The sequence below is a fragment of the Ruegeria sp. CK3 genome (genome assembly GCF_056536565.1).
Genome location: NZ_JBQFPV010000018.1, coordinates 41492 through 60210 on the forward strand (window position 1 = coordinate 41492; position 18719 = coordinate 60210).

Annotated in this window: 15 protein-coding genes and 1 tRNA gene; 9 read left to right on the plus strand and 7 right to left on the minus strand. The window is 59.3% G+C overall.

The window, feature by feature from the left end:
- Nucleotides 1-4 precede the first annotated feature (4 nt).
- Nucleotides 5-913 (minus strand): LysR family transcriptional regulator, encoded by a 909-nt coding sequence (locus ACR0C3_RS22335; RefSeq protein ID WP_480760587.1) that lies wholly within the window; start codon nt 911-913, stop codon nt 5-7.
- A gap of 74 nt (nt 914-987) precedes the next feature.
- Between ACR0C3_RS22335 and ACR0C3_RS22340 the strand changes: the two genes are divergently transcribed.
- From ACR0C3_RS22340 to ACR0C3_RS22360, 5 genes are all read left to right on the plus strand, one after another.
- Nucleotides 988-4200, plus strand: a complete 3213-nt coding sequence (locus ACR0C3_RS22340) for a 2Fe-2S iron-sulfur cluster-binding protein (RefSeq protein ID WP_480760588.1) — start codon at nt 988-990, stop codon at nt 4198-4200.
- Nucleotides 4201-4327: 127 nt separating this feature from the next.
- Nucleotides 4328-5194 carry an FAD binding domain-containing protein gene (locus ACR0C3_RS22345; protein WP_480760590.1) on the plus strand — a complete coding sequence of 289 codons (867 nt, stop codon included), beginning with the start codon at nt 4328-4330 and terminating at the stop codon, nt 5192-5194.
- A complete protein-coding gene (locus ACR0C3_RS22350; protein ID WP_480760591.1) occupies nt 5191-5670 on the plus strand; it encodes a (2Fe-2S)-binding protein in 480 nt (159 codons plus the stop codon). The genes ACR0C3_RS22345 and ACR0C3_RS22350 overlap by 4 nt, the downstream gene beginning before the upstream one ends.
- Nucleotides 5670-7925 (plus strand): xanthine dehydrogenase family protein molybdopterin-binding subunit, encoded by a 2256-nt coding sequence (locus ACR0C3_RS22355; protein WP_480760592.1) that lies wholly within the window; start codon nt 5670-5672, stop codon nt 7923-7925. The genes ACR0C3_RS22350 and ACR0C3_RS22355 overlap by 1 nt, the downstream gene beginning before the upstream one ends.
- The gene (locus ACR0C3_RS22360) at nt 7918-8163 is read left to right on the plus strand and encodes a MoaD/ThiS family protein (RefSeq protein ID WP_170380552.1); all 246 of its coding nucleotides are present in this window, start codon (nt 7918-7920) and stop codon (nt 8161-8163) included. Before ACR0C3_RS22355 ends, ACR0C3_RS22360 begins: the two co-directional genes overlap by 8 nt.
- Here the strand turns inward: ACR0C3_RS22360 and ACR0C3_RS22365 are convergent.
- Complete coding sequence (locus ACR0C3_RS22365) at nt 8160-8867, minus strand: DUF374 domain-containing protein (RefSeq protein ID WP_170693089.1); 708 nt, start codon at nt 8865-8867, stop codon at nt 8160-8162. The genes ACR0C3_RS22360 and ACR0C3_RS22365 overlap by 4 nt on opposite strands.
- Nucleotides 8868-9009: 142 nt before the next feature.
- On the opposite strand from ACR0C3_RS22365, the gene ACR0C3_RS22370 reads away from it, so the two are divergent.
- The 3 genes from ACR0C3_RS22370 to lptF all read left to right on the plus strand — a co-directional run bounded on the left by ACR0C3_RS22370 (nt 9010) and on the right by lptF (nt 11900).
- A tRNA-Trp gene (locus tag ACR0C3_RS22370) sits at nt 9010-9085 on the plus strand.
- A 745-nt stretch (nt 9086-9830) separates the two neighbouring features.
- Nucleotides 9831-10676 carry an FkbM family methyltransferase gene (locus ACR0C3_RS22375; protein WP_480760593.1) on the plus strand — a complete coding sequence of 282 codons (846 nt, stop codon included), beginning with the start codon at nt 9831-9833 and terminating at the stop codon, nt 10674-10676.
- A 99-nt stretch (nt 10677-10775) separates the two neighbouring features.
- The gene (gene lptF, locus ACR0C3_RS22380; RefSeq protein WP_480760594.1) at nt 10776-11900 is read left to right on the plus strand and encodes an LPS export ABC transporter permease LptF; all 1125 of its coding nucleotides are present in this window, start codon (nt 10776-10778) and stop codon (nt 11898-11900) included.
- Here lptF and ACR0C3_RS22385 read toward each other — a convergent pair.
- A complete protein-coding gene (locus ACR0C3_RS22385; protein ID WP_480760595.1) occupies nt 11897-12730 on the minus strand; it encodes a LysR family transcriptional regulator in 834 nt (277 codons plus the stop codon). The two genes, lptF and ACR0C3_RS22385, sit on opposite strands and share 4 nt — an antisense overlap.
- A 97-nt stretch (nt 12731-12827) precedes the next feature.
- Between ACR0C3_RS22385 and ACR0C3_RS22390 the strand changes: the two genes are divergently transcribed.
- Nucleotides 12828-13418 carry an HD domain-containing protein gene (locus ACR0C3_RS22390; RefSeq protein WP_170556449.1) on the plus strand — a complete coding sequence of 197 codons (591 nt, stop codon included), beginning with the start codon at nt 12828-12830 and terminating at the stop codon, nt 13416-13418.
- Here ACR0C3_RS22390 and speB read toward each other — a convergent pair.
- The 4 genes from speB to speA all read right to left on the minus strand — a co-directional run bounded on the left by speB (nt 13415) and on the right by speA (nt 18627).
- On the minus strand, nt 13415-14257 hold the full coding sequence (gene speB / locus ACR0C3_RS22395) for an agmatinase (protein WP_480760596.1): 843 nt from the start codon (nt 14255-14257) through the stop codon (nt 13415-13417). The two genes, ACR0C3_RS22390 and speB, sit on opposite strands and share 4 nt — an antisense overlap.
- Nucleotides 14254-15423, minus strand: coding sequence for a carboxynorspermidine decarboxylase (nspC, locus tag ACR0C3_RS22400; RefSeq protein ID WP_480760598.1), 1170 nt, complete (start codon nt 15421-15423; stop codon nt 14254-14256). Before nspC ends, speB begins: the two co-directional genes overlap by 4 nt.
- Nucleotides 15424-15511: 88 nt before the next feature.
- Nucleotides 15512-16723: a saccharopine dehydrogenase family protein gene (locus tag ACR0C3_RS22405; RefSeq protein WP_480760599.1), complete on the minus strand. Its 1212-nt coding sequence runs from the start codon at nt 16721-16723 to the stop codon at nt 15512-15514.
- A 14-nt stretch (nt 16724-16737) separates the two neighbouring features.
- Nucleotides 16738-18627 carry a biosynthetic arginine decarboxylase gene (speA, locus tag ACR0C3_RS22410; protein WP_480760601.1) on the minus strand — a complete coding sequence of 630 codons (1890 nt, stop codon included), beginning with the start codon at nt 18625-18627 and terminating at the stop codon, nt 16738-16740.
- Between the last annotated feature and the right edge of the window lie 92 nt (nt 18628-18719).

An 18719-nucleotide genomic window follows, 5' to 3' on the forward strand; every position in this document is an offset into this window, starting at 1 on the left:
TGCTTCAGGTTTTGGCCTGAATAGCGTTGGCGATGGTTTCGATCCGATTGCGCAGCCAGCGATGGGCCGGGTCATTGGCCGAGCGCTGGTGCCAGACCATGTAGATCGAGACCGGCTCGCAGTCGAACGGCAAGGGCGCCCAATCCAGCGCGGCAAGTGGTCCGTTTTTCATCAGCGCCGTGTCGGTGGAAATCAGGGAGCTGCCCGCGATGAAAGACGGGATGGCGTTGAAATGCGGCAGTACGACGGTTGGCGGGCGGATCTGGCTTTGATCCACGCCGCGCATCACAGCGCGCGCATTCCGGCCGTCGGGAAAGCGAACTTCGACATGTTCGCTCTGACAGTAGGCCTCCCACGTCTCGGGCGCGGTGCGTTGGCTGCTGTCGTAAAACACCATCAAAGGGCTTGAGATTAGCCGTTTCTGAAGGATGTCCGGCCCGTCCGGAGGCAGCGGCGTCAGCATCAATTGGCACCGGTCGCTGCGCAGCAGGTCCGGCCCCGGTACGCCGGATGAGATGAACTCCAATTGCAGCCTGATCCCCTCGGCACGGGTTACGCGCAGAAGGTCGGGAAAGATCAGCTCTCGCGGCATATCGTTGGTGGCGATGCGGATTTCCATCTGCTCTGACAGGGGATCGAAGGGGCGTTCATCCGTCAGGGCGCGCATGCCGTCCAGAACGCTGCGGACCGGCTCTTGCAGGGCCAGAGCACGCTCGGTCGCTGTCAGGCCCTGGCCGGATCGTACGAATAGCGGATCGCCCAGCACCTGCCTTAGCTTGGCCAATGTGTGGCTGATGGCCGACTGTGTGACCCCCAGCCGATCCGCCGCTTTCGAGACCGAGCTTTCCTCAAGTATCGTCAGAAAGATGCGCAGGACCTTGCCGTCCAGATCAGTGAAATCGATTTTGCTCATACAATCTATGATTAAGTATGAATGGTTTTGCTGTCGAGAGGGCGCTAATTCAGGCGCAAACAAGGGGCACGCATATGGGACTTCGCTTTTTCTCGGACAAGAACCGACCGGTTCATATGGGGTCGTACCCGTTGGAGCGTCTGGCGCGTCAGCAGGCGATGCCCGACCTGTCCCAACTGCCCCCGATGCCCGAGCTTAGCTTTCATCGGCCTGACCGGCCCGAGAGCATCGTGAATGCAATGGGCGAGTTTCAGGCCATGCTGGACACGATCCGGGATGGGCTGGTGAACCCCGTCGCCTCGGACATCCCGCAGGACCCGCAGGCGCGGGCAGATCACCTCAAGGCGTTTGGCTATTTCAACGATGCCTCGATGATGGGCTGCGGGCCTCTTCCGCCCGAGGCGCTGTTGGACCAGCCACGGCGCAACCCCGATATCGACCGTCTGGCCCATGCGCTGAAAACCCGACAGACCAAAACGCTGGCCTCGGGGATCGACGTTATCATGGCCGACCTCAAGGAAAGCATGGAGGCCGCGCCGCGTCCGATGGCCTCGCATCGTCATGTTCTGGTGTTCCTGTATGAACATAACCGCGATCCGAACCCGGACGAGCCGGGGTCCGAGTGGATCATGGATGCGCAGGACCACCGGGCCTGTCTGCTGGCGACCGAGAATGCTGTCGTGATCGCCAACTACATCCGGCTGCTGGGATTCGATGCGCGGGCGCACACGGCCATGTCGACCGAAGTGGATCTGGGCAAGCTGGCAGTCGCGGCGGGTTTGGCCTCGGTCGAAGAGGGCACGCTTGTTGCCCCTTGGCTGGGACGCCGATTTGGTCTGGCCGCTGTCACGACCGAGATGGAGATTGCCCACGATCGGCCGCTTCAACCGATGGCGCAACAACCGTGGTTCCGGACCCAAGGCCCTGCGTGGTGGCTAGGTACCGGGTTCGCTAAGAACGCTCTGAACCGCGACGCCTATTCCAAACGCCGCTATATGGATGGGGCGCACCCGTTTGAGCGGCTCAAGCGCGTCGAGACACCCACCACTTATATTGATGAGGCCAACGTTGCGCGCGTCCCCAAGCGCGCTGACATGTTCGCGCGGGCGCAGTTCGGCGATATGGGCAAACACCTGCAGGACGCGGCCAAGGGCGGATATTATGTGCGCAAATCGGCCCCCAGCTTCGCGCAGCGCCGGGCGCTGGGCGCGTTTGTTCTGTTGCAGGATGGCGAAAGCGCAAAGGTCTCGCCGCCGACCGATGCCGAGCGCAATGCCGCCAATATCAAGGCCGCCAGTTACTTCCTTGGGGTCGATGCGGTCGGCCTCAGCCGTTGCCCGGACTGGGCGTGGTATTCCCACGATGCGACTGGGGAAGAGATCACGCCGCCGCATGATCAGGCCATCAGCATGATCGTCGACCAGGGCTATGAGACGATGGAGGGCGCAAGCGGTGATGACTGGATCAGCGTTGCACAATCCATGCGCGCCTATCTGCGGTTTTCACTGTTGGGTGGCGTAATCGCGCAGCAGATCCGCAACCTCGGCTACAAAGCCAAGGCCCATACGGTGATGGATGGTGAGGTGCTGCAGCCACCGCTTTTGCTGTTGTCGGGGCTGGGCGAGGTCAGCCGGATCGGTGAGGTCATCCTGAACCCCTATCTCGGCCCACGTCTGAAATCCGGGGCGGTGACGTCTGATATGCCGATAACCCATGATAAGCCGATCGACTTCGGCCTGCAGAGTTTCTGCGAAAGCTGCAACAAATGTGCCCGCGAATGCCCTTCGGGGGCGATCACCGCAGGGCCAAAGCTGATGTTCAACGGCTATGAAATCTGGAAATCCGACAGCCAGAAATGCGCCACCTATCGCGTGACAACGCCCGGAGGGTCGATGTGCGGGCGCTGCATGAAGACCTGCCCGTGGAACCTTGAGGGGATTTTCAAAGAACGCCCCTTCCGTTGGGCCGCGATGAATATCCCTCAGGCCGCCCCGGCATTGGCGAAACTGGATGACGCGGTGGGCAATGGTGGCCTGAATGACGTTAAAAAATGGTGGTGGGATATCGAGCTGCAGTCGGATGGAGCCTATCGCCCCTCGGTGCATCCGCTGAACAGGCGCGACCTGCAGCCTGATCTGGATCTGAAATACGAAGATCAGACACTGGCCGTTTATCCCGCCTATCTGGCCCCACATCCGTGGCCCTATCCCTTTGCCATGGACCGCGAGGCGGGGATTGCAGCATATGAGGCGATGGTCAGCGCCGAGGAATACAAGGCACGCAAGGCGGCTGGCGATATGTCGGTTGTCCATCGCTACGAGATCGCCGGCGATGCGCCCGTCATGCGGGTCGAATTGACCAAGGTCGACAAGATGACGGCCGATGTGACCAAGTACGAATTCTCGACGCTGGACGGCTCTCCTTTACCCGAATGGACAGCGGGCGCGCATCTGGACGTTTTGGTCGCGCCCGGGTTTTTGCGCCAGTATTCTATGTCCGGTGACCCCTCGGATCGGGCGAGCTATCAGATCGGTGTCTTGCGCGAGGATGAGGGGCGCGGTGGTTCCGCCCTACTGCATCGCATCTTCAACGAAGGCCGCAAGGTTTTCATCTCGAAACCGATCAATCACTTCGAGCTGAATGAGACCGCGACCAAAACTTTCCTGATGGGGGGCGGAATAGGCATCACCCCGATGATCGCCTTCGCCCATCGTTTGCACGCGCTGGGCAAACCGTTCGAGCTGCACTACTCGGCCAGTACGCGCGCCGGAGCCGGGTATCTGAAAGATCTGGCCGCGACGCCGTGGGCAGAAAAAGCGCATTACCATTTTTCGGATGAAGGCACGCGGGCCGATCTAAATGCGATCCTCACAGGCTATCAGGACGGCTGGCACGTCTATGCCTGCGGACCCGATCGCTTCATGGACCGTGTCATGCAAGCGGCGGAGCGGCAGGGCTTCCCGGACGAAGCGCGGCATCTGGAGTATTTCTCGGTCCCCGAGCAACCGGAGTACGAAAACTTTCCGTTCACCTTGAAGCTAGCGAAATCAGGCCAGGCACTGACCGTGCCGGAAGACAAGGACGCCGCGCAGGTGCTGAACGAGGCAGGTATTCACGTGGATGTGAAATGCGCCGATGGCATCTGCGGCGTGTGCAAATGCGGTGTTGTTTCGGGCGAAATCGAACATCGCGATTTTGTCCTGTCCAACAAACAACGCGAGAGCGCAATCATATTGTGCCAAAGCCGCGCCGCGCAACCGGATGGCGTGATCGAGATCGACCTCTGACCCAAGGTCGAAAAACGACATGAAGTTGTGGAAAAATTGGTCGCTCCGGCCATGGACGCCGCTGAGGCACTGCATTACCTTCCCCCAGAACCCAGTGAATCCTGATTGACAGGTGCGAGGTATTTTCATGGATTATCACAGCCCCGCCAGCTTTGCCGAGGCGTCGGCTCTGGCTGCAAACGCGACGGGTACGACACGGTTTCTGGCAGGCGGCACCGATGTGTTGGTGCAGCTGCGCTCGGAATTGGTGACGCCCGATACGTTGATCGACATCAAGAAAATCAACGGTGTGGATCAGATCACGAAAAACGCCGATGGCAGCTGGACGCTTGGCGTCGCTGTCACCGGCGCAGAAATGAGCGAGCATCCCGAGCTGGGCCGCGACTGGCCCGGTGTGGTCGAGGCGATGGATCTGATCGGATCGACTCAGGTGCAGGGCCGCGCGACGTTGACGGGCAACCTGTGCAACGGGTCTCCGGCGGCGGATTCGGTGCCTGCGATGGTTGCGGCGGGCGTGACGGTCACCGTGACCGGCCCGGATGGCGCGCGCGAAGTTGCTGTTGAGGACATCCCCACCGGACCGGGCAAGACCTCGCTGGCGAAGGGTGAAGTGATCTCGGCCATCAATATCCCAGCACGTGGCGACAACGCTGGCGACGCCTATCTGCGCTTCATTCCGCGCACCGAAATGGACATCGCCGTGGTCGGCGTGGGTGTAAGCCTGCGTCTGGACGGCGACGTGATCACCGAGGCGCGGGTTTCCTTGGGCGCTGTCGCTCCGACCGTTTTGCTGGTTGAAGACTGTGCGAAAGCCATCGTCGGCAGCACACTGGACGACACCGCCCTCGACGCGTTGGCCGCGGCCGCTTCGGCCGCCTGCAACCCGATTGACGACAAACGCGGTACAATCGAATTCCGCACCGAGGTCGCGGGCGTGCTCGCCAAACGCGCCGCGAAGATCGCCTATGCCCGCGCGAAGGGAGAAAACGCATGAGCAAGCTCCACGTATCCACCACCGTGAACGGGGACACCGTCGAATACCTCTGCGACCCGCGCGAAACGCTGTTGGACTGTCTGCGCGACAAGCTGAACCTGACCGGCGCGAAAGAAGGTTGCGGCACCGGCGATTGCGGCGCATGTTCCGTCACTGTCGATGGCCGTCTGGTCTGTTCCTGCCTGATGCTGGGTGTTGAGGCCGAGGGCAAGGCCATTGAAACCGTAGAAGGCATCGCCGATGGTGACGTTCTGCACCCGCTGCAGAAGAAGTTCATCGAACACGCGGCGCTTCAGTGCGGCATATGCACGCCGGGCATTCTGGTGGCGGCCAAGTCGCTGCTGGAAAAGAACCCCAACCCGACCGAAGAGGAAACCCGGTACTGGCTGGCAGGCAATCTCTGCCGCTGCACCGGCTATGACAAGATCATTCGCGCCGTGATGGAAACGGCGGAAGAGCTGCGGGAGGCTTCGTAATGGCACTCGACGATCGCAAATCTGTATTCACTTTCGTTGGCACGCGGCCGGATCGCCCGGATGGGTTAGACAAGGTCACGGGCCGCGCCAAATTCGGGGCTGATGCCTATGCGCCCGGCATGTTGCACGGAGCGGTTCTGCGCTCACCCCATGCCCACGCGCGGATCGTGAAGATCGACACCTCGAAAGCCGAGGCGCATAAGGACGTCAAAGCTGTCGTCACCCGCGCGGATTTTGCCGATGTCCCGTTCAAACCCGGTCTTGAGGGTGAGTTCTGGAACGTGCTGGAAAACGTCATGGCGGGCGAGAAGGCGCTCTATGATGGTCACGCTGTCGCTGCGGTTGCAGCCACGTCGGCCCTAGCAGCGCGGGATGCGCTCAAACTGATCGAGGTCGAATACGAAGTTCTGCCGCACGTCACAGATGTGGACAAGGCCATGGCTTCGGATGCGCCGGTCATTCGGGAAGGCGCGGCGGACTATTCGGTGCCCGAAGGTCTGCACCCGAACGTCGTTCGTTACCACGAAAGCGGTCACGGAGATGTCGAGGCCGGGTTTGCCGAAGCGGATCTGGTCATCGAAGACAGCTTTGTTACTGAGGCGACCCATCAGGGCTATATCGAACCGCACGCCTGTCTGGGCATGCTGGGCAATGACGGCAAGGGTGAGCTGTGGTGCACCACGCAAGGCCACTGGATCGCGCAAAAGACCTGCGCCGCGCTGCTTGGCATTGAGACCTCGCAACTTCGCGTCACCGCGTCCGAGATTGGCGGCGGCTTCGGCGGCAAGACCACTGTCTTCATCGAACCCGTTGCATTGGCGCTGAGCCGCAAAGCCAACCGTCCGGTCAAGATCGTTATGACCCGGTCCGAGGTGTTCAGGGCGACGGGGCCGACGGCCTCAGCGTCGATGGACGTCAAGATCGGCATGAAAAAGGACGGGACCATCTCAGCAGCGCAGGGCGTATTCCGTTTGCAGGGCGGGGCGTTCCCCGGTGCGCCGGGTGACATGACCGCCATGTGCGCCTTCGCGCCGTACAACCTGACCAACGTCAAGCAGATCGGCTATGACGTGATGTCGAACCGTCCGAAACAGGCCGCTTACCGCGCGCCGGGCGCACCCATGGGTGCCTTTGCGGTTGAGTCCGTGATTGATGAGCTGTGTAACAAGCTGGGCCTCGACCCCGTTGATGTGCGCCTGAAGAACGCCGCTCATGCAGGGACCAAGGCCAGCTATGGCCCGACCTACGAACGCATTGGTCTGGTCGAAACGCTGGAGGCTGCCAAGGCACACCCGCACTATTCGGCACCGCTGAAGCCAGGGCAGGGTCGCGGGATTTCCTGTGGCTTCTGGTTTAACCACGGCGGTGAGACTTCAGTATCCCTGGCCCTGTCGGAGGACGGCTCGGCCCAGCTGATGGTGGGAACGCCGGATATCGGCGGCTCTCGCGCGTCGATGGCGCTGATGGCGGCCGAGGTTCTGGGCATCCCATACGAGAACATCCGCGTTACCATCGCGGATACCGCAACGCTGGGCTATAACGACGTCTCACACGGCTCGCGCGTGACCTACGCGTCGGGTCTGGCGACCATCAAGGCGGCCAAACACGCGGTTGAGAAACTGTGCGAACGCGCAGCAGCCAAGTGGGGTATCCCGGTTGAGGCGGTGAAGTGGGAGGACGGCTGCGCGGTGCCCTCAGGCCCCAACGCAGGCGACTTCGACCCACTGGCGCTGTCCGACATCACGGCAGATATGGGGCGCACCGGTGGCCCGATCTCGGGCCATTTCGAGGCAACTCCGGAAGGCGCAGGCGTATCCTTTGGCACCCATATCGTCGATGCCGAGGTCGACCCGGAAACCGGCAAGACCAGCGTGACTCGCTACACGGTCATTCAGGACGCCGGCAAGGCGATCCACCCGACCTACGTGGAAGGCCAGTTCCAGGGCGGTGCTGCGCAAGGCATCGGCTGGGCGCTGAACGAGGAATATATCTACGGCGAGGACGGGCGGTTGCAGAACTCGATCTTCCTCGACTACCGGATTCCCGTTGCCAGTGACCTGCCAATGATCGACACGGTGATTGTCGAAGTACCCAACCCCGGCCACCCGTTTGGGGTGCGCGGTGTGGGCGAGACCGGCATCGTGCCGCCTCTTGCCGCCATCGCCAACGCGGTTTCCAACGCGGCGGGTGTGCGGATGAAGCAACTGCCGATGTCGCCTCCGCGCATTCTGGCCGCGCTCAAAGGCAATGGTTGAGGTTCACCTCTGGTCCGGCCTCCGGTCTTTGACCGGGGGCTTGGCCGTCGTCGAGGTCGAGGCTAAAACAACCGGAGAGTTGCTGCGTGCCCTGGTGCGCGCGCATCCGCAATTGCAGGCCCCTATTGATGCGGGCGTCTCAATCGCGATCGACGGGCGCGTGATTGCAACGGGCCTGACGGAACCAATCCCGGAAGGTAGCGAAATCTATCTAATGCAGAGGCTGCGCGGCGGTTAAGGTTTAGGCGACCACGGTTCGCGCCCGACCATCCGGTCGGCCTCGGCCGTGATGTCGTTCATGTGCTGCTCAAGGTTTTGGCGCAGGGTTTCGATCTGCTCTTCACTGGCTTTGCGTGGGACAGTCTCGGTCCATTCGCGGCATAAAAGTACACCTTCGTTGCGCCAGGGGCGGGGCATCAACAAGCGGTCCCATGTACCGGCCTCTCTGCCATGACGGGTCGAAAAGGTAATTCCGAACACCCGTTTGCCGGATGTGCGCGCCCAGACCAGAGGCACAGTCGACAGCACCCGTTCCGGTCCGCGGGGTCCGTCGGCGGCAATACCAATGGATATCCCCTGCTTCATTTTGCCCAGAACTTCACGCGACACGGCGACGTTGCTTTTGTGTTTGCTGGCCATGGCGATCGTGTCCATGCCGAACAGCTTTTGCACGCGACCCACCATGCTGCCTGCCCGCGCCGAGGACGTGATCGAGCAGATCTGTGCCTTGTCCAGCGGGAAGAAATAGGGTGACTGCGCCAGCCGCTGATGCCACAGAACAACGATGACCGGTTCACCTTGTTCGGCAAGCTGGTCCAGTTCTTCATAGCCGATGCGCTGCCATTTGGTGTTGCGGTTGACCATCCGAATATAGCTCGCAATACGGCGCGCCGCCCAGTTTAACACGGCTTCGCTGTCGGCGATCTTTTTGCGGATACTCACGGATGGGTCCCTCATACTGACCAAAACGTGTCTTATAGAACTCAACGCCGCGTGCAACTTGTTTGTCTTGTCGAGAAGTGGTCGAGAAACTGAAAAAGCCTCTTGAGTCCGCCGCGCGGCTGGCATATCTGAGGCTCAGCCTAGGGGTATAGCTCAGTTGGTAGAGCGACGGTCTCCAAAACCGTAGGTCGCGGGTTCGAACCCTGCTGCCCCTGCCATTAAAAGACTTCCTAAAACTTGAACGTTTGCTTTCGCGGCTACGTCGAATCCCAGACTTGCCGCGCGAATTTCCATTCGAAGTTCCTCAGGCGCCGTTATAGCGGCGACTATATGGTGCAGTGGGTCAGGATTTGACGTAGCGTCCCGAAATTTCTTCCGCGTCGGCGTAGTTGACGTAAACGTAAGCTGTTGCTCGATTTTTTGTTTTGCATGCACAAAAGTGACGAAAACCGGCGTTTTCTTCCCCCTTACGTCTCAAAATGAAATCCCTAAATGCACCTCGTCGCTGCGGGGTGCCACTCACGGACTGTGATCCTTGAGCCTCGGCCAACCACTGAGGTTCGGATCGGCCCCGCAGTGACAAGGTTTGCAAAGTTCGTTGGGAGGGAAGGAATTTGATACAGAGCTTTTTGTCGATCTTTCGCGACCACCGTTGGCAAGCAGCACGGCAGACGCGGCCTCGGCCCGAAGAGCTTCGCGCCGCGGATGAAGAAACAAGCGAACCCACCGTGAAAGAAGCCGAGTTCCGGAGCCTGTTTCAAACGACATTGTTGGAAATGAAACAGCCGCAAACACACGATGAAGGCTCTGACACGTGCCGAATGTAAGCGTGCTGTGAAGCTGCCTAGCCCGATAGGGCGCAAATGCACCATGTTTTGTATCAAATCGATGCCTGCGTTGCTGAACGGCGAACGCAGAGATATGCACTAAAGGCAATATTTGATTTGCATTCAAGGGTGTTGAATGGGATTGCGAAGCCTGATTGCCGAAAAGATTGCCTCACGTGTTCTTGGCAACGGCAAAACCCTGCGCGCGGTCATGAATCAGCTGCTTGATCAGGATATTTTGTTGTTTAGGGACTTGGGCGATCATGCTTTTGCCTTCTTTCCAACGGATGCAATCGGACGTTCCCTTTGCCAGAACGGTGAATTCGCCCGCGGCTCGGTCACGAATCTGCGGGCGTTTCTTGAACAGAACAATGCCTTTAAACCCGGAATGTCTGTTCTGGAAGTTGGAGCCAATATTGGCACCCAAACCGTCTATTTCTTCCTAGACCTGCAGTGTGACGCCGTGGTGTCGATCGAGCCGGACCCGGACAACATGAACCTGTTGCGTCACAATCTTGCGTTGGACGGGCTGACAGAAAAAGTGACGATCTTGGGTGTCGCAGCTTCGGACACGAATGGAACGGCTGAATTTACCCGTAATCTGTTCAACCGGGGCGGCTCGCGTCTGGGCGCCAGGCGAAAAAGCGGCAAGACCCGAGAGAGTTTTTCAGTCGAGATCGTTCGGATTGACGACCTGGTGCAGTCAGGCACCCTTCAGGCTGATCAAATTGGGCTGGTCTGGATGGATGTTGAGGGCCATGAGCTATCCGCCCTGAAGGGGATGAAGCAACTCATTGCAGATTACAGGCTACCGATATTTTTGGAATTCACCCCGGACGGACAGCACAGCACCCAGCAAGAGCTGTGTGACCTGCTATTTGACAACTACCAGAGCGTTTATCGTCATGCTGGGGGCTTTCATCCCGTGTCACGTGAAGCGTTCGCGCAGATCAAACATCAGGTCGATCTTCTGGCCATCTGAAACCCCACCCGATCTCAAAGCAGGGCGGCGACCGTCTTTCCTCTGCCTGCGGGATAGCCTAAAGTCCCCGCAAATCGCAGACACCAGAAATGAGGGTACATGTCGCGTTTCGATGGTTATTTCCTGCGGCAGTTGCTGGTGCTGTTCGGCTTTTTCACTCTGGTTCTGGTCGGTGTTTTCTGGATCACGCGGTCTGTCAGCCTGTTTGATCGGGTGATCAGTGGCGGCCAGTCGGCGATTGTGTTCCTCGAGTTCACCGCTCTGACGCTGCCGACCCTGATCCGGACAGTGATGCCGATGGCCGTGTTTGCTGCGGCCGTTTACGCCACGAACCGCCTCAGCCGGGAAAGTGAGATGACGGTCATGCTGGCGACCGGCTCTAGCCCTTGGCGCCTCGCACGGGCTGTGGTGCTGTTCGGTCTTGTCACAGGGATGATGATGGCGGCGATCAGCGTTTTCCTGCGCCCTGCCTCGGTCGAGCAGCTCGAGATCCGACAGGCCGAGGTTGCGGGTGATGTCACCGCCCAATTGCTGAACGAAGGTGAGTTTCTGCATCCCGCCGACGGTGTCACGGTCTATATCGGTCGGATTGATCTGGACGGGACTTTGCACGAGGTCTTTGTCTCAGACCGGCGAGACCCAGCTAATTCTGTCAGCTATTCAAGTTCAACGGCGTATCTGGTGAACAATGCGGCGGGCATCAACCTTGTCATGCTGGATGGGGTGGCGCTGCGTCTGGACAAAGACGGGCGCACCCTGTCATCGACCCTGTTTCAGGACGCCTCATACGATATCTCGGCGCTGACCAGTACCGGCGGTATGAGTACCCGCAGCCTTGAAGCAATCCCTACGATGGAATTGATTCGAAACCGCGAGGCTATCGCCAGCGCCGAAGGGTTCAGCCTGGGTGAACTGACGGACGAGTTGCACCAGCGATTCTCGTGGATCGCGATTTGCGTGGCAGTTGGGCTGGTCGGATATGCCACCCTGATGCTGGGCAGTTTCTCGCGGTTCGGGTTATGGCCGCAGATTCTGGGGGCGTTTACCATTCTGGTTCTGCTGGAAGGCGTTCGGGGGTTTGTTTCTCCGGTCGTGATAGATGAGCCGGGTCTTTGGATCGTTCTCTATGCACCGGCGGTCATTGGTATCCTGATCTCGTGCCTGTTCTTGGCGGTTGCGGGACGCCCAATCTGGCGCCGTTCCAGGGCCGAGGTCGCTGTCTAGGCAGGGTCTCGCAAACCCTGCAGGCAGTCTAGGATATCCTCGAACGCAGAGCTGTCGGGGCGGGTTACGAGATAGAGCGGCAACATTAGGTCTGGACTCGACTCAACCTGCACCAGCGCGCCAGAGCGAATATGCTCTGCGGCCAAATAGGCGGGAAAAAACCCACGCCCCCCTCGTTTGAGGACATAGCGCAGGGCCATCATGCAATTGCCCAGAAAGACCGTCTGCCCCTCTGCCTTGCGGGCCGTAGTCCGTACATGGTCCTGATAAGCGGCGCCAAGTTCGAGATTGACGAATACCGAGTTGTCGACCAAAGCCTCCGCGGTTTCGACCAGAACCAATCGCTCTGGTGGCAGGGTTTCAAACATCACCCGCCTGTCTGAGGGCTTTTCGTGGGTCAGCGCGGCGTCCAACACATGTGTTGCGACCGCATCCACCATATCCAGATCATGATCGTAGTTCAGCGTCAGCAGCAATTGGCCAAGATGTTGTTCAAAACGTATGGCAAGATCGACCAGCAAGGGATCCCAAACACTGAGCTGCGCCCCCAGCCTGAGTGCCGGACGATTCTGGTTTTGTGTGGGCAAATCAGTCGAAGCAAAAGACCAGAGTGAGAGCATCTGCTCTGCGTAAGGGCGAAATTGGCGCCCGAAATCCGTAAGTGCCGTGCCTCCGGCCCCGCGAGTGAAAAGGGGCTTTCCGGTGGCGTCCTCGATCTGCCTTATGCGCGCGCTGACAGCCGTTTGGGTCACATTGAGTTTGCGCGCTGCTGCGTGAAACCCTCCGGTCTCAGCAACGCATAGAAAAGTTTCAAAGGCTTTGATCTGCATGGCGACAGTATTTTTTGATCATTATGATAAAATCAATTCATTTTTTAGAGTAGATAAGTCGAGATATCCTGTTCCCGATCAGGACAAAGGACATGCCATGCTGGACAAAAGCCACAAGCCGACCTGGACCAGTTTTGAAGAGGCCACAAAAGCCGACTGGGACGCCGTTATGGACTATGAAGAGGCCTATAATGCCGCTCTGCCAGACCGAATTCTGGACGCGATCCGTTCTTTGGATGAGGAGTGGACGCCGTATCCTGTGAACCGCTATCAACACTCTTTGCAAGCCGCGACGCGGGCCTATGAAGATGGCGCGGATGAGGAGCTTGTGGTCGCCGCGCTGATCCATGACACGGGCGATATCCTGTCGCCATACAACCATGGTGAGCTTTCAGCGGCGATGATGAAGCCCTATGTCAGCGAGAAAACCCATTGGATTCTCAAGCATCACTGTGTGTTTCAGGGCTACTACTACAACCATCATCTTGGCGGAGATCGCAACGCGCGCGACAAGTATCGCGACAGCCCCTATTGGGAGGACTGCCGCTATTTCTGCCATGAATACGATCAGAAGGCGTTCGACCCGAACTATCCAACCAAACCGCTGGAGTTCTTCGAGCCCATGCTACGCCGCGTGTTGAACAAGGGCGAAGGGCACATGGAGCTGAACGAAACCTCAGAGAGTTAACAGGCCGCCATCAGGCGATAGACGATCTGAGCTGCAGTGAAATCCCAGGCGGCATTGCCGTTGGGGGCCAGTTCGACCACATCGAAGCCCACGCATTTGCGGCCTATCAGGGCGTGTTCGACCAGGCGTAGCGCCTGATAGTATCCCAACCCGCCCGGCACCGGTGTTCCGGTGGCGGGCATTTGGGACGGGTCCAGACCGTCCACGTCAAAGCTGACATAGACCAGCTCCGGGAAGTCTTCGGGCAGGTCGACGGCGTGGATGTTGTCGGTGACCAGTTCCTCGGCGTCGAAGTGGAAGACATGGTTTTTCAGACGGCTTTGGGCCTCTTCGGTTGAGAATGCACGCACGCCGAATTGCGCCAGACGGACGCCCTCTTCGGTCAGCAGGTGCATGACCGAGGCGTGGGAGTGTTTCTCGCCCTGATACGCGTTGCGCAAATCGGCATGGGCGTCGATCTGGACAATGCCGATCGGCTGGTTGAGCGCACGCGCCACACCCATCACCGCGCCGTAGCTGAGCGAGTGCTCTCCGCCCAGCGTCACCGGCACTTTGCCCGCGCGAATGGCGGCTTCGGTCCGTTGGGCGAGGCGTTCCATCACCTCGGGCAATGGGCCGTTACAATTCAGCGGGGTTTCGGTACAGATACCTTCGACGCAGGGTTCGGCATGGCCGGTGATGCGTTCCAGCTCATTGCTTGCTTCGATGATCGCGTCAGGGCCTTTGGCCGTGCCTGAACCGTAGGAAACGGTGCGCTCCAGCGGCACCGGGATCACGCGGAAACGGGCATCTTCCGAACGCTCAGCGGCGGTCAGTTCACTGTCGAGGAAAATGCTCATGAGAGGCGGTCCTTAAAGTCGTCATAACCGAACTGTCTGATGATCTTCAGTTCGTCCGTTTCGCTGTTCCATAGGGCGATGGTTGGCAGAGGTACGCCGTTGAAGGTGTTGGTCTTGACCATCGAGTAATGTGCCTGATCGAGGAAGGCAAAGCGTCGCCCGATCTCCAGCGGCTGATCCCATGTGTAGTCGCCGATCACATCGCCCGCGAGGCATGAGGGCCCGCCCAGACGGTAGGTGTGGCCCGCCTCGGCCTCGTCCATCAAGGCGGGGCGATAGGGGGCCTCGATCACGTCGGGCATGTGGCATGTGGCCGAGATATCGGTGATGGCGAGGGTCATGCCATTGGTGGGTAGGTCAAGGATTTCACCGACCAGAATGCCTGCGTCCAGCGCAACGGCCTCGCCAGGTTCGAGGTAGATGGCGACATCGTATTTCGCGCGGATGGATTTGATGAATTCTACCAGACTATCGCGGTTGTAGTCATCGCGGGTAATATGGTGACCGCCGCCGAAGTTCAGCCATTTGAGCTGGCCGAGGAAAGGTTTAAGCTTGGGTTCGACCGCTTCCCAAGTGCGTTGAAGGGGATCGAAACCCTGTTCGCAGAGCGTGTGCATGTGCAGGCCGTCTACTCCGAACAGAGTGTCTTCGGTCAATTGGCTGACGGGTGTCCCGAGGCGTGAACAGGGCGCGCAGGGGTCGTATTTGGGAATCTCGCCTTCGGAATGTTCCGGGTTGATGCGCAGGCCGATCTGCACATTGGCCGCTTGGGCTTTGGCGAGGAACCGGTCTTTTTGAGCGGGTGAGTTGAAGATGATGTGGTCGGAGAGCAACAGGATTTCATCGATATCCGCATCCTTGTAGCCGGCGCAGAAGGTTGCGACTTCGCCGCCGTATTCTTCGCGGCCTAGACGGGCCTCAAAGATGCCAGAGGCGCAGGTGCCGCCGAGGTGCTGGCGCACCAATGGGGCCAGGGAGAACATCGAAAACGCCTTGAGCGCGCTGAGGACATGCGCGCCGGAGCGGGTGCCGATCTCGGAGAGGATAGTCAGGTTCCGCTCGACCGCTTTTTCGTCGACCACGAAACAGGGTGTGGGGACGCGGCTGAGGTCGAAATTGCGGAAGGCACCGGCGTCTCCGGCCTGGGTAGTCATCATGTCGGACATGTTCGGCGTCTCCGATTGTTAGAGAGGCCGGGGGCGCTGCCCCCGGACCCCCAGGCCAGGATACTTATAGCCAGATGAAGTTCTGGATCTAGAATTCTACGGGGCCGTCGAGTTCGTGGACCTGCCATGGAAGGCCGTGGGTGTTTAGCATGTCCATGAAGTCATCGGGGTCGAGCTGTTCCATGTTCCAGACTCCCGGCTCTGTCCAATTGCCTTTCAGAACCTGTGCTGCGCCGATCATGGCGGGGACGCCCGTGGTGTAGCTGACGGCCTGGGAGCCGACCTCAGCATAGCATTCTTCGTGGTCGCAGATGTTGTAGATGTAGAAGGTCTTCTCGCCCGAGCCGTCCTTGGCCTGACCCGTGGCGATGTCACCAATGCAGGCTTTGCCCCTCGTTTCCGCGCCCAGATCGCCGGGATCGGGCAGCAGGGTTTTCAGGAACTGGATCGGGATGATTTCCTTGCCGTCATGCATCACCGGGTCGATGCGGGTCATGCCGACATTTTCCAGCACCTTGGCGTGCATGATGTACGCGTCACCGAAGGTCATCCAGAAGCGGGCGCGCTCGATCTCGGGGAAGTGGGTGCTGAGCGACTCCAGTTCCTCGTGATACATCAGGTACATGTTCTTGGGGCCAATGGCGGGGAAGTCGAACTCGACCTTGTGGGTCATGGCAGGGGAGTGTTTCCACTCCCCACCTTCCCAGTGGCGGACCTCGGCCAGCACTTCGCGCAGGTTAATCTCTGGGTTGAAGTTGGTTGCGAATTCCTGATCGTTGCTGCCGCCATTAGCGTCCAGTACGTCGATCTGGCGGATTGTGTCCAGCTTATGTTTTTTGAGCCATTTGGCAAACACGCTGGTTACACCCGGATCGAAGCCCGAGCCGAGGATGGCGGTCAGGCCGGCCGCTTTGAAGCGCTCTTGATAGGCCCATTGCCAGTGGTATTCGAACTTGGCCTCGTCTTCGGGTTCATAGTTCGCGGTGTCGAGGTAGTGGATGCCGGCCTCAAGGCACGCGTCCATCAAAACCAGATCCTGATAGGGCAGGGCGAGGTTTACCAGAATCTCGGCCCCGGTTTCCTTTATCAGCTTGACCGTGTCTTCGACCTTGTAGGCGTCCAGTTCGGCGGTCTTGACCTCGACTCCAACGCGGTCTTTAACGGCTGCTGCGATGGCATCGCATTTTGACTTCGTGCGGCTGGCCAGTGTGATCTCGGTAAAAATGTCCGAGTTCATCGCCATCTTATGCACGGCTGCGTGGGATACGCCGCCTGCGCCGACAACCAGTGTTTTGCCCATGGTGTGTCTCCTTCTTATTCGTAGTAGGTGTAGCCGTTTATGGAGTCGCGATAGGCGCTCATCAGGGTTTTGCGGTCCTTGGCTTGCAGAGTACCGGTCGAGATCGCCTCGTCCACCATTTTGCGGAAGGCGGCGACGCAGTCTTGTGGGTCGAATTCGACGTAAGACAGGACCTGGCTGATCGTGTCGCCCTCTTGTTCATGCAGCAGGTCGAACCCGCCGTCTTCGCGCAGGTCGATGGTGACGACGTTGGTGTCGCCGAACAGGTTGTGCAAATCGCCCAGCGTTTCCTGATAGGCACCGACAAAGAAGACGCCCATATAGTATTCTTCAACTTCGGGCAGCGAATGCACTGGTAGGCTGGGGGAGACCCCGTCGGCCAGAATGAACTGGTCGATCTTGCCGTCGCTGTCGCAGGTTATGTCAGACAGCACGGCGCGGCGGTCGGGCGTTTCATTCAGACCTTGCAGCGGCACGATCGGGTGCAGCTGATCGATGGCCCAGACATCGGGCAGGGATTGAAACAGCGAGAAGTTGCAGTGGTAGATATCGGCCACTTTCTCTAGCTGGTCGTCTACATCCGTTTCCAGATCATCACTGGCGGCCAGCGCCTTGAGGCGGGCCATCAGCGACAGATAGATACGTTCGGCCCGGGCCATCTGGCGCAGGTCCACATATCCACGGCGGAACAGGGCGCGCAGTTCGTTGCGGTAGAAGGTGGCATCGTTCCAGCATTCTTGCAGGCGGTCTTTACTGAGGTAGCCGTGTACCGCAGCGAGGTCCGAGACCAGATGGTTGTCATCAGGCTCCACATCCGGTGCGGTGGGCGCATCGTAGAGCGTGGTTTCCAGCACGTTGAACACCAACATTGAGGAGGTCGCCACCACGGCGCGGCCGCTTTCGGTAACCAAAGTTGGGTGCGCAATCTCGGCCTCGTCCATGGCATAGGCCACTGTTTCAACAACGTTGCTGCAATATTCCTCGACCGTGTAGTTGATCGAGTTTTCAGCGGCCTTCTTCTCGCCCGTATAATCCACGCCCATACCGCCGCCGAGGTCCAAATGGGTCAGCAGCACGCCTTCACGCGTGAGTTCCGTGTAGTAGCGGCAGGCCTCACCAACGGCGCGGCGGACGTCGTTCACGTCCTGCACCTGGCTGCCCAGATGCGAGTGCTGCAGCTTCAGGCAATGCAGCAACCCCGCGTCGCGCAGCTTGTCCACAGTGGCGACCAACTGGTCGGTGTTCATGCCAAAGGCCGAGCGGTCGCCCGAGCTTTCTTCCCACTTACCGCTGATCTGGTTTGTCAGTTTCACCCGCACACCGATCAGAGGTTCGATGCCGAGCTCCTTGTAAACCTCGATCACCGTATCCGCCTCCTTTGGGCTTTCCAGCACGATGACGGTATTGAACCCGATCTTGCGGGAGAGGATCGCCAGCTGGATGAACTCGGCATCCTTGACACCGTTGCAGACGATCAGCGCCTCAGGGGCCAGACGATGCGCAAGAGCCACGACCAGTTCGGGTTTTGACCCTGCCTCGAGCCCATAATTGTACTTCTTGCCGAACTCGACGATGCGGTCGACCACTTGCGCCTGCTGGTTCACCTTGATCGGAAACACGCCACGATAAGGGCCTTTGTAGCCCACCCGCGCGATGGCGTCGGCGAAGCTCTCGTTCAGATGCGCGATCTCATGTTCCAGATACGAACTGACGCGCAGCAACATCGGTGCCTTGATCCCACGGTCATCCAGATCGCTGAGTATACCGGGCAGGCTGATTGCCGCTGTATCCGGAGACATCGGATTGCGCAGACCGATCTCGCCCTGCTCCGTCACCTCGATGAGGCCTTTGCCCCATTTCTCAACCCCGTAGATGGTATGCGGTGCGTCGGGCGTGTGTTTCAATCAAGTCAGTCCTTAACTCAGAGGTGCCTGTTTCGCGCCCGCCAATACGGCAGCATTTTGATTCGTCCAAGTGTAAACTATGTGACAGGGAT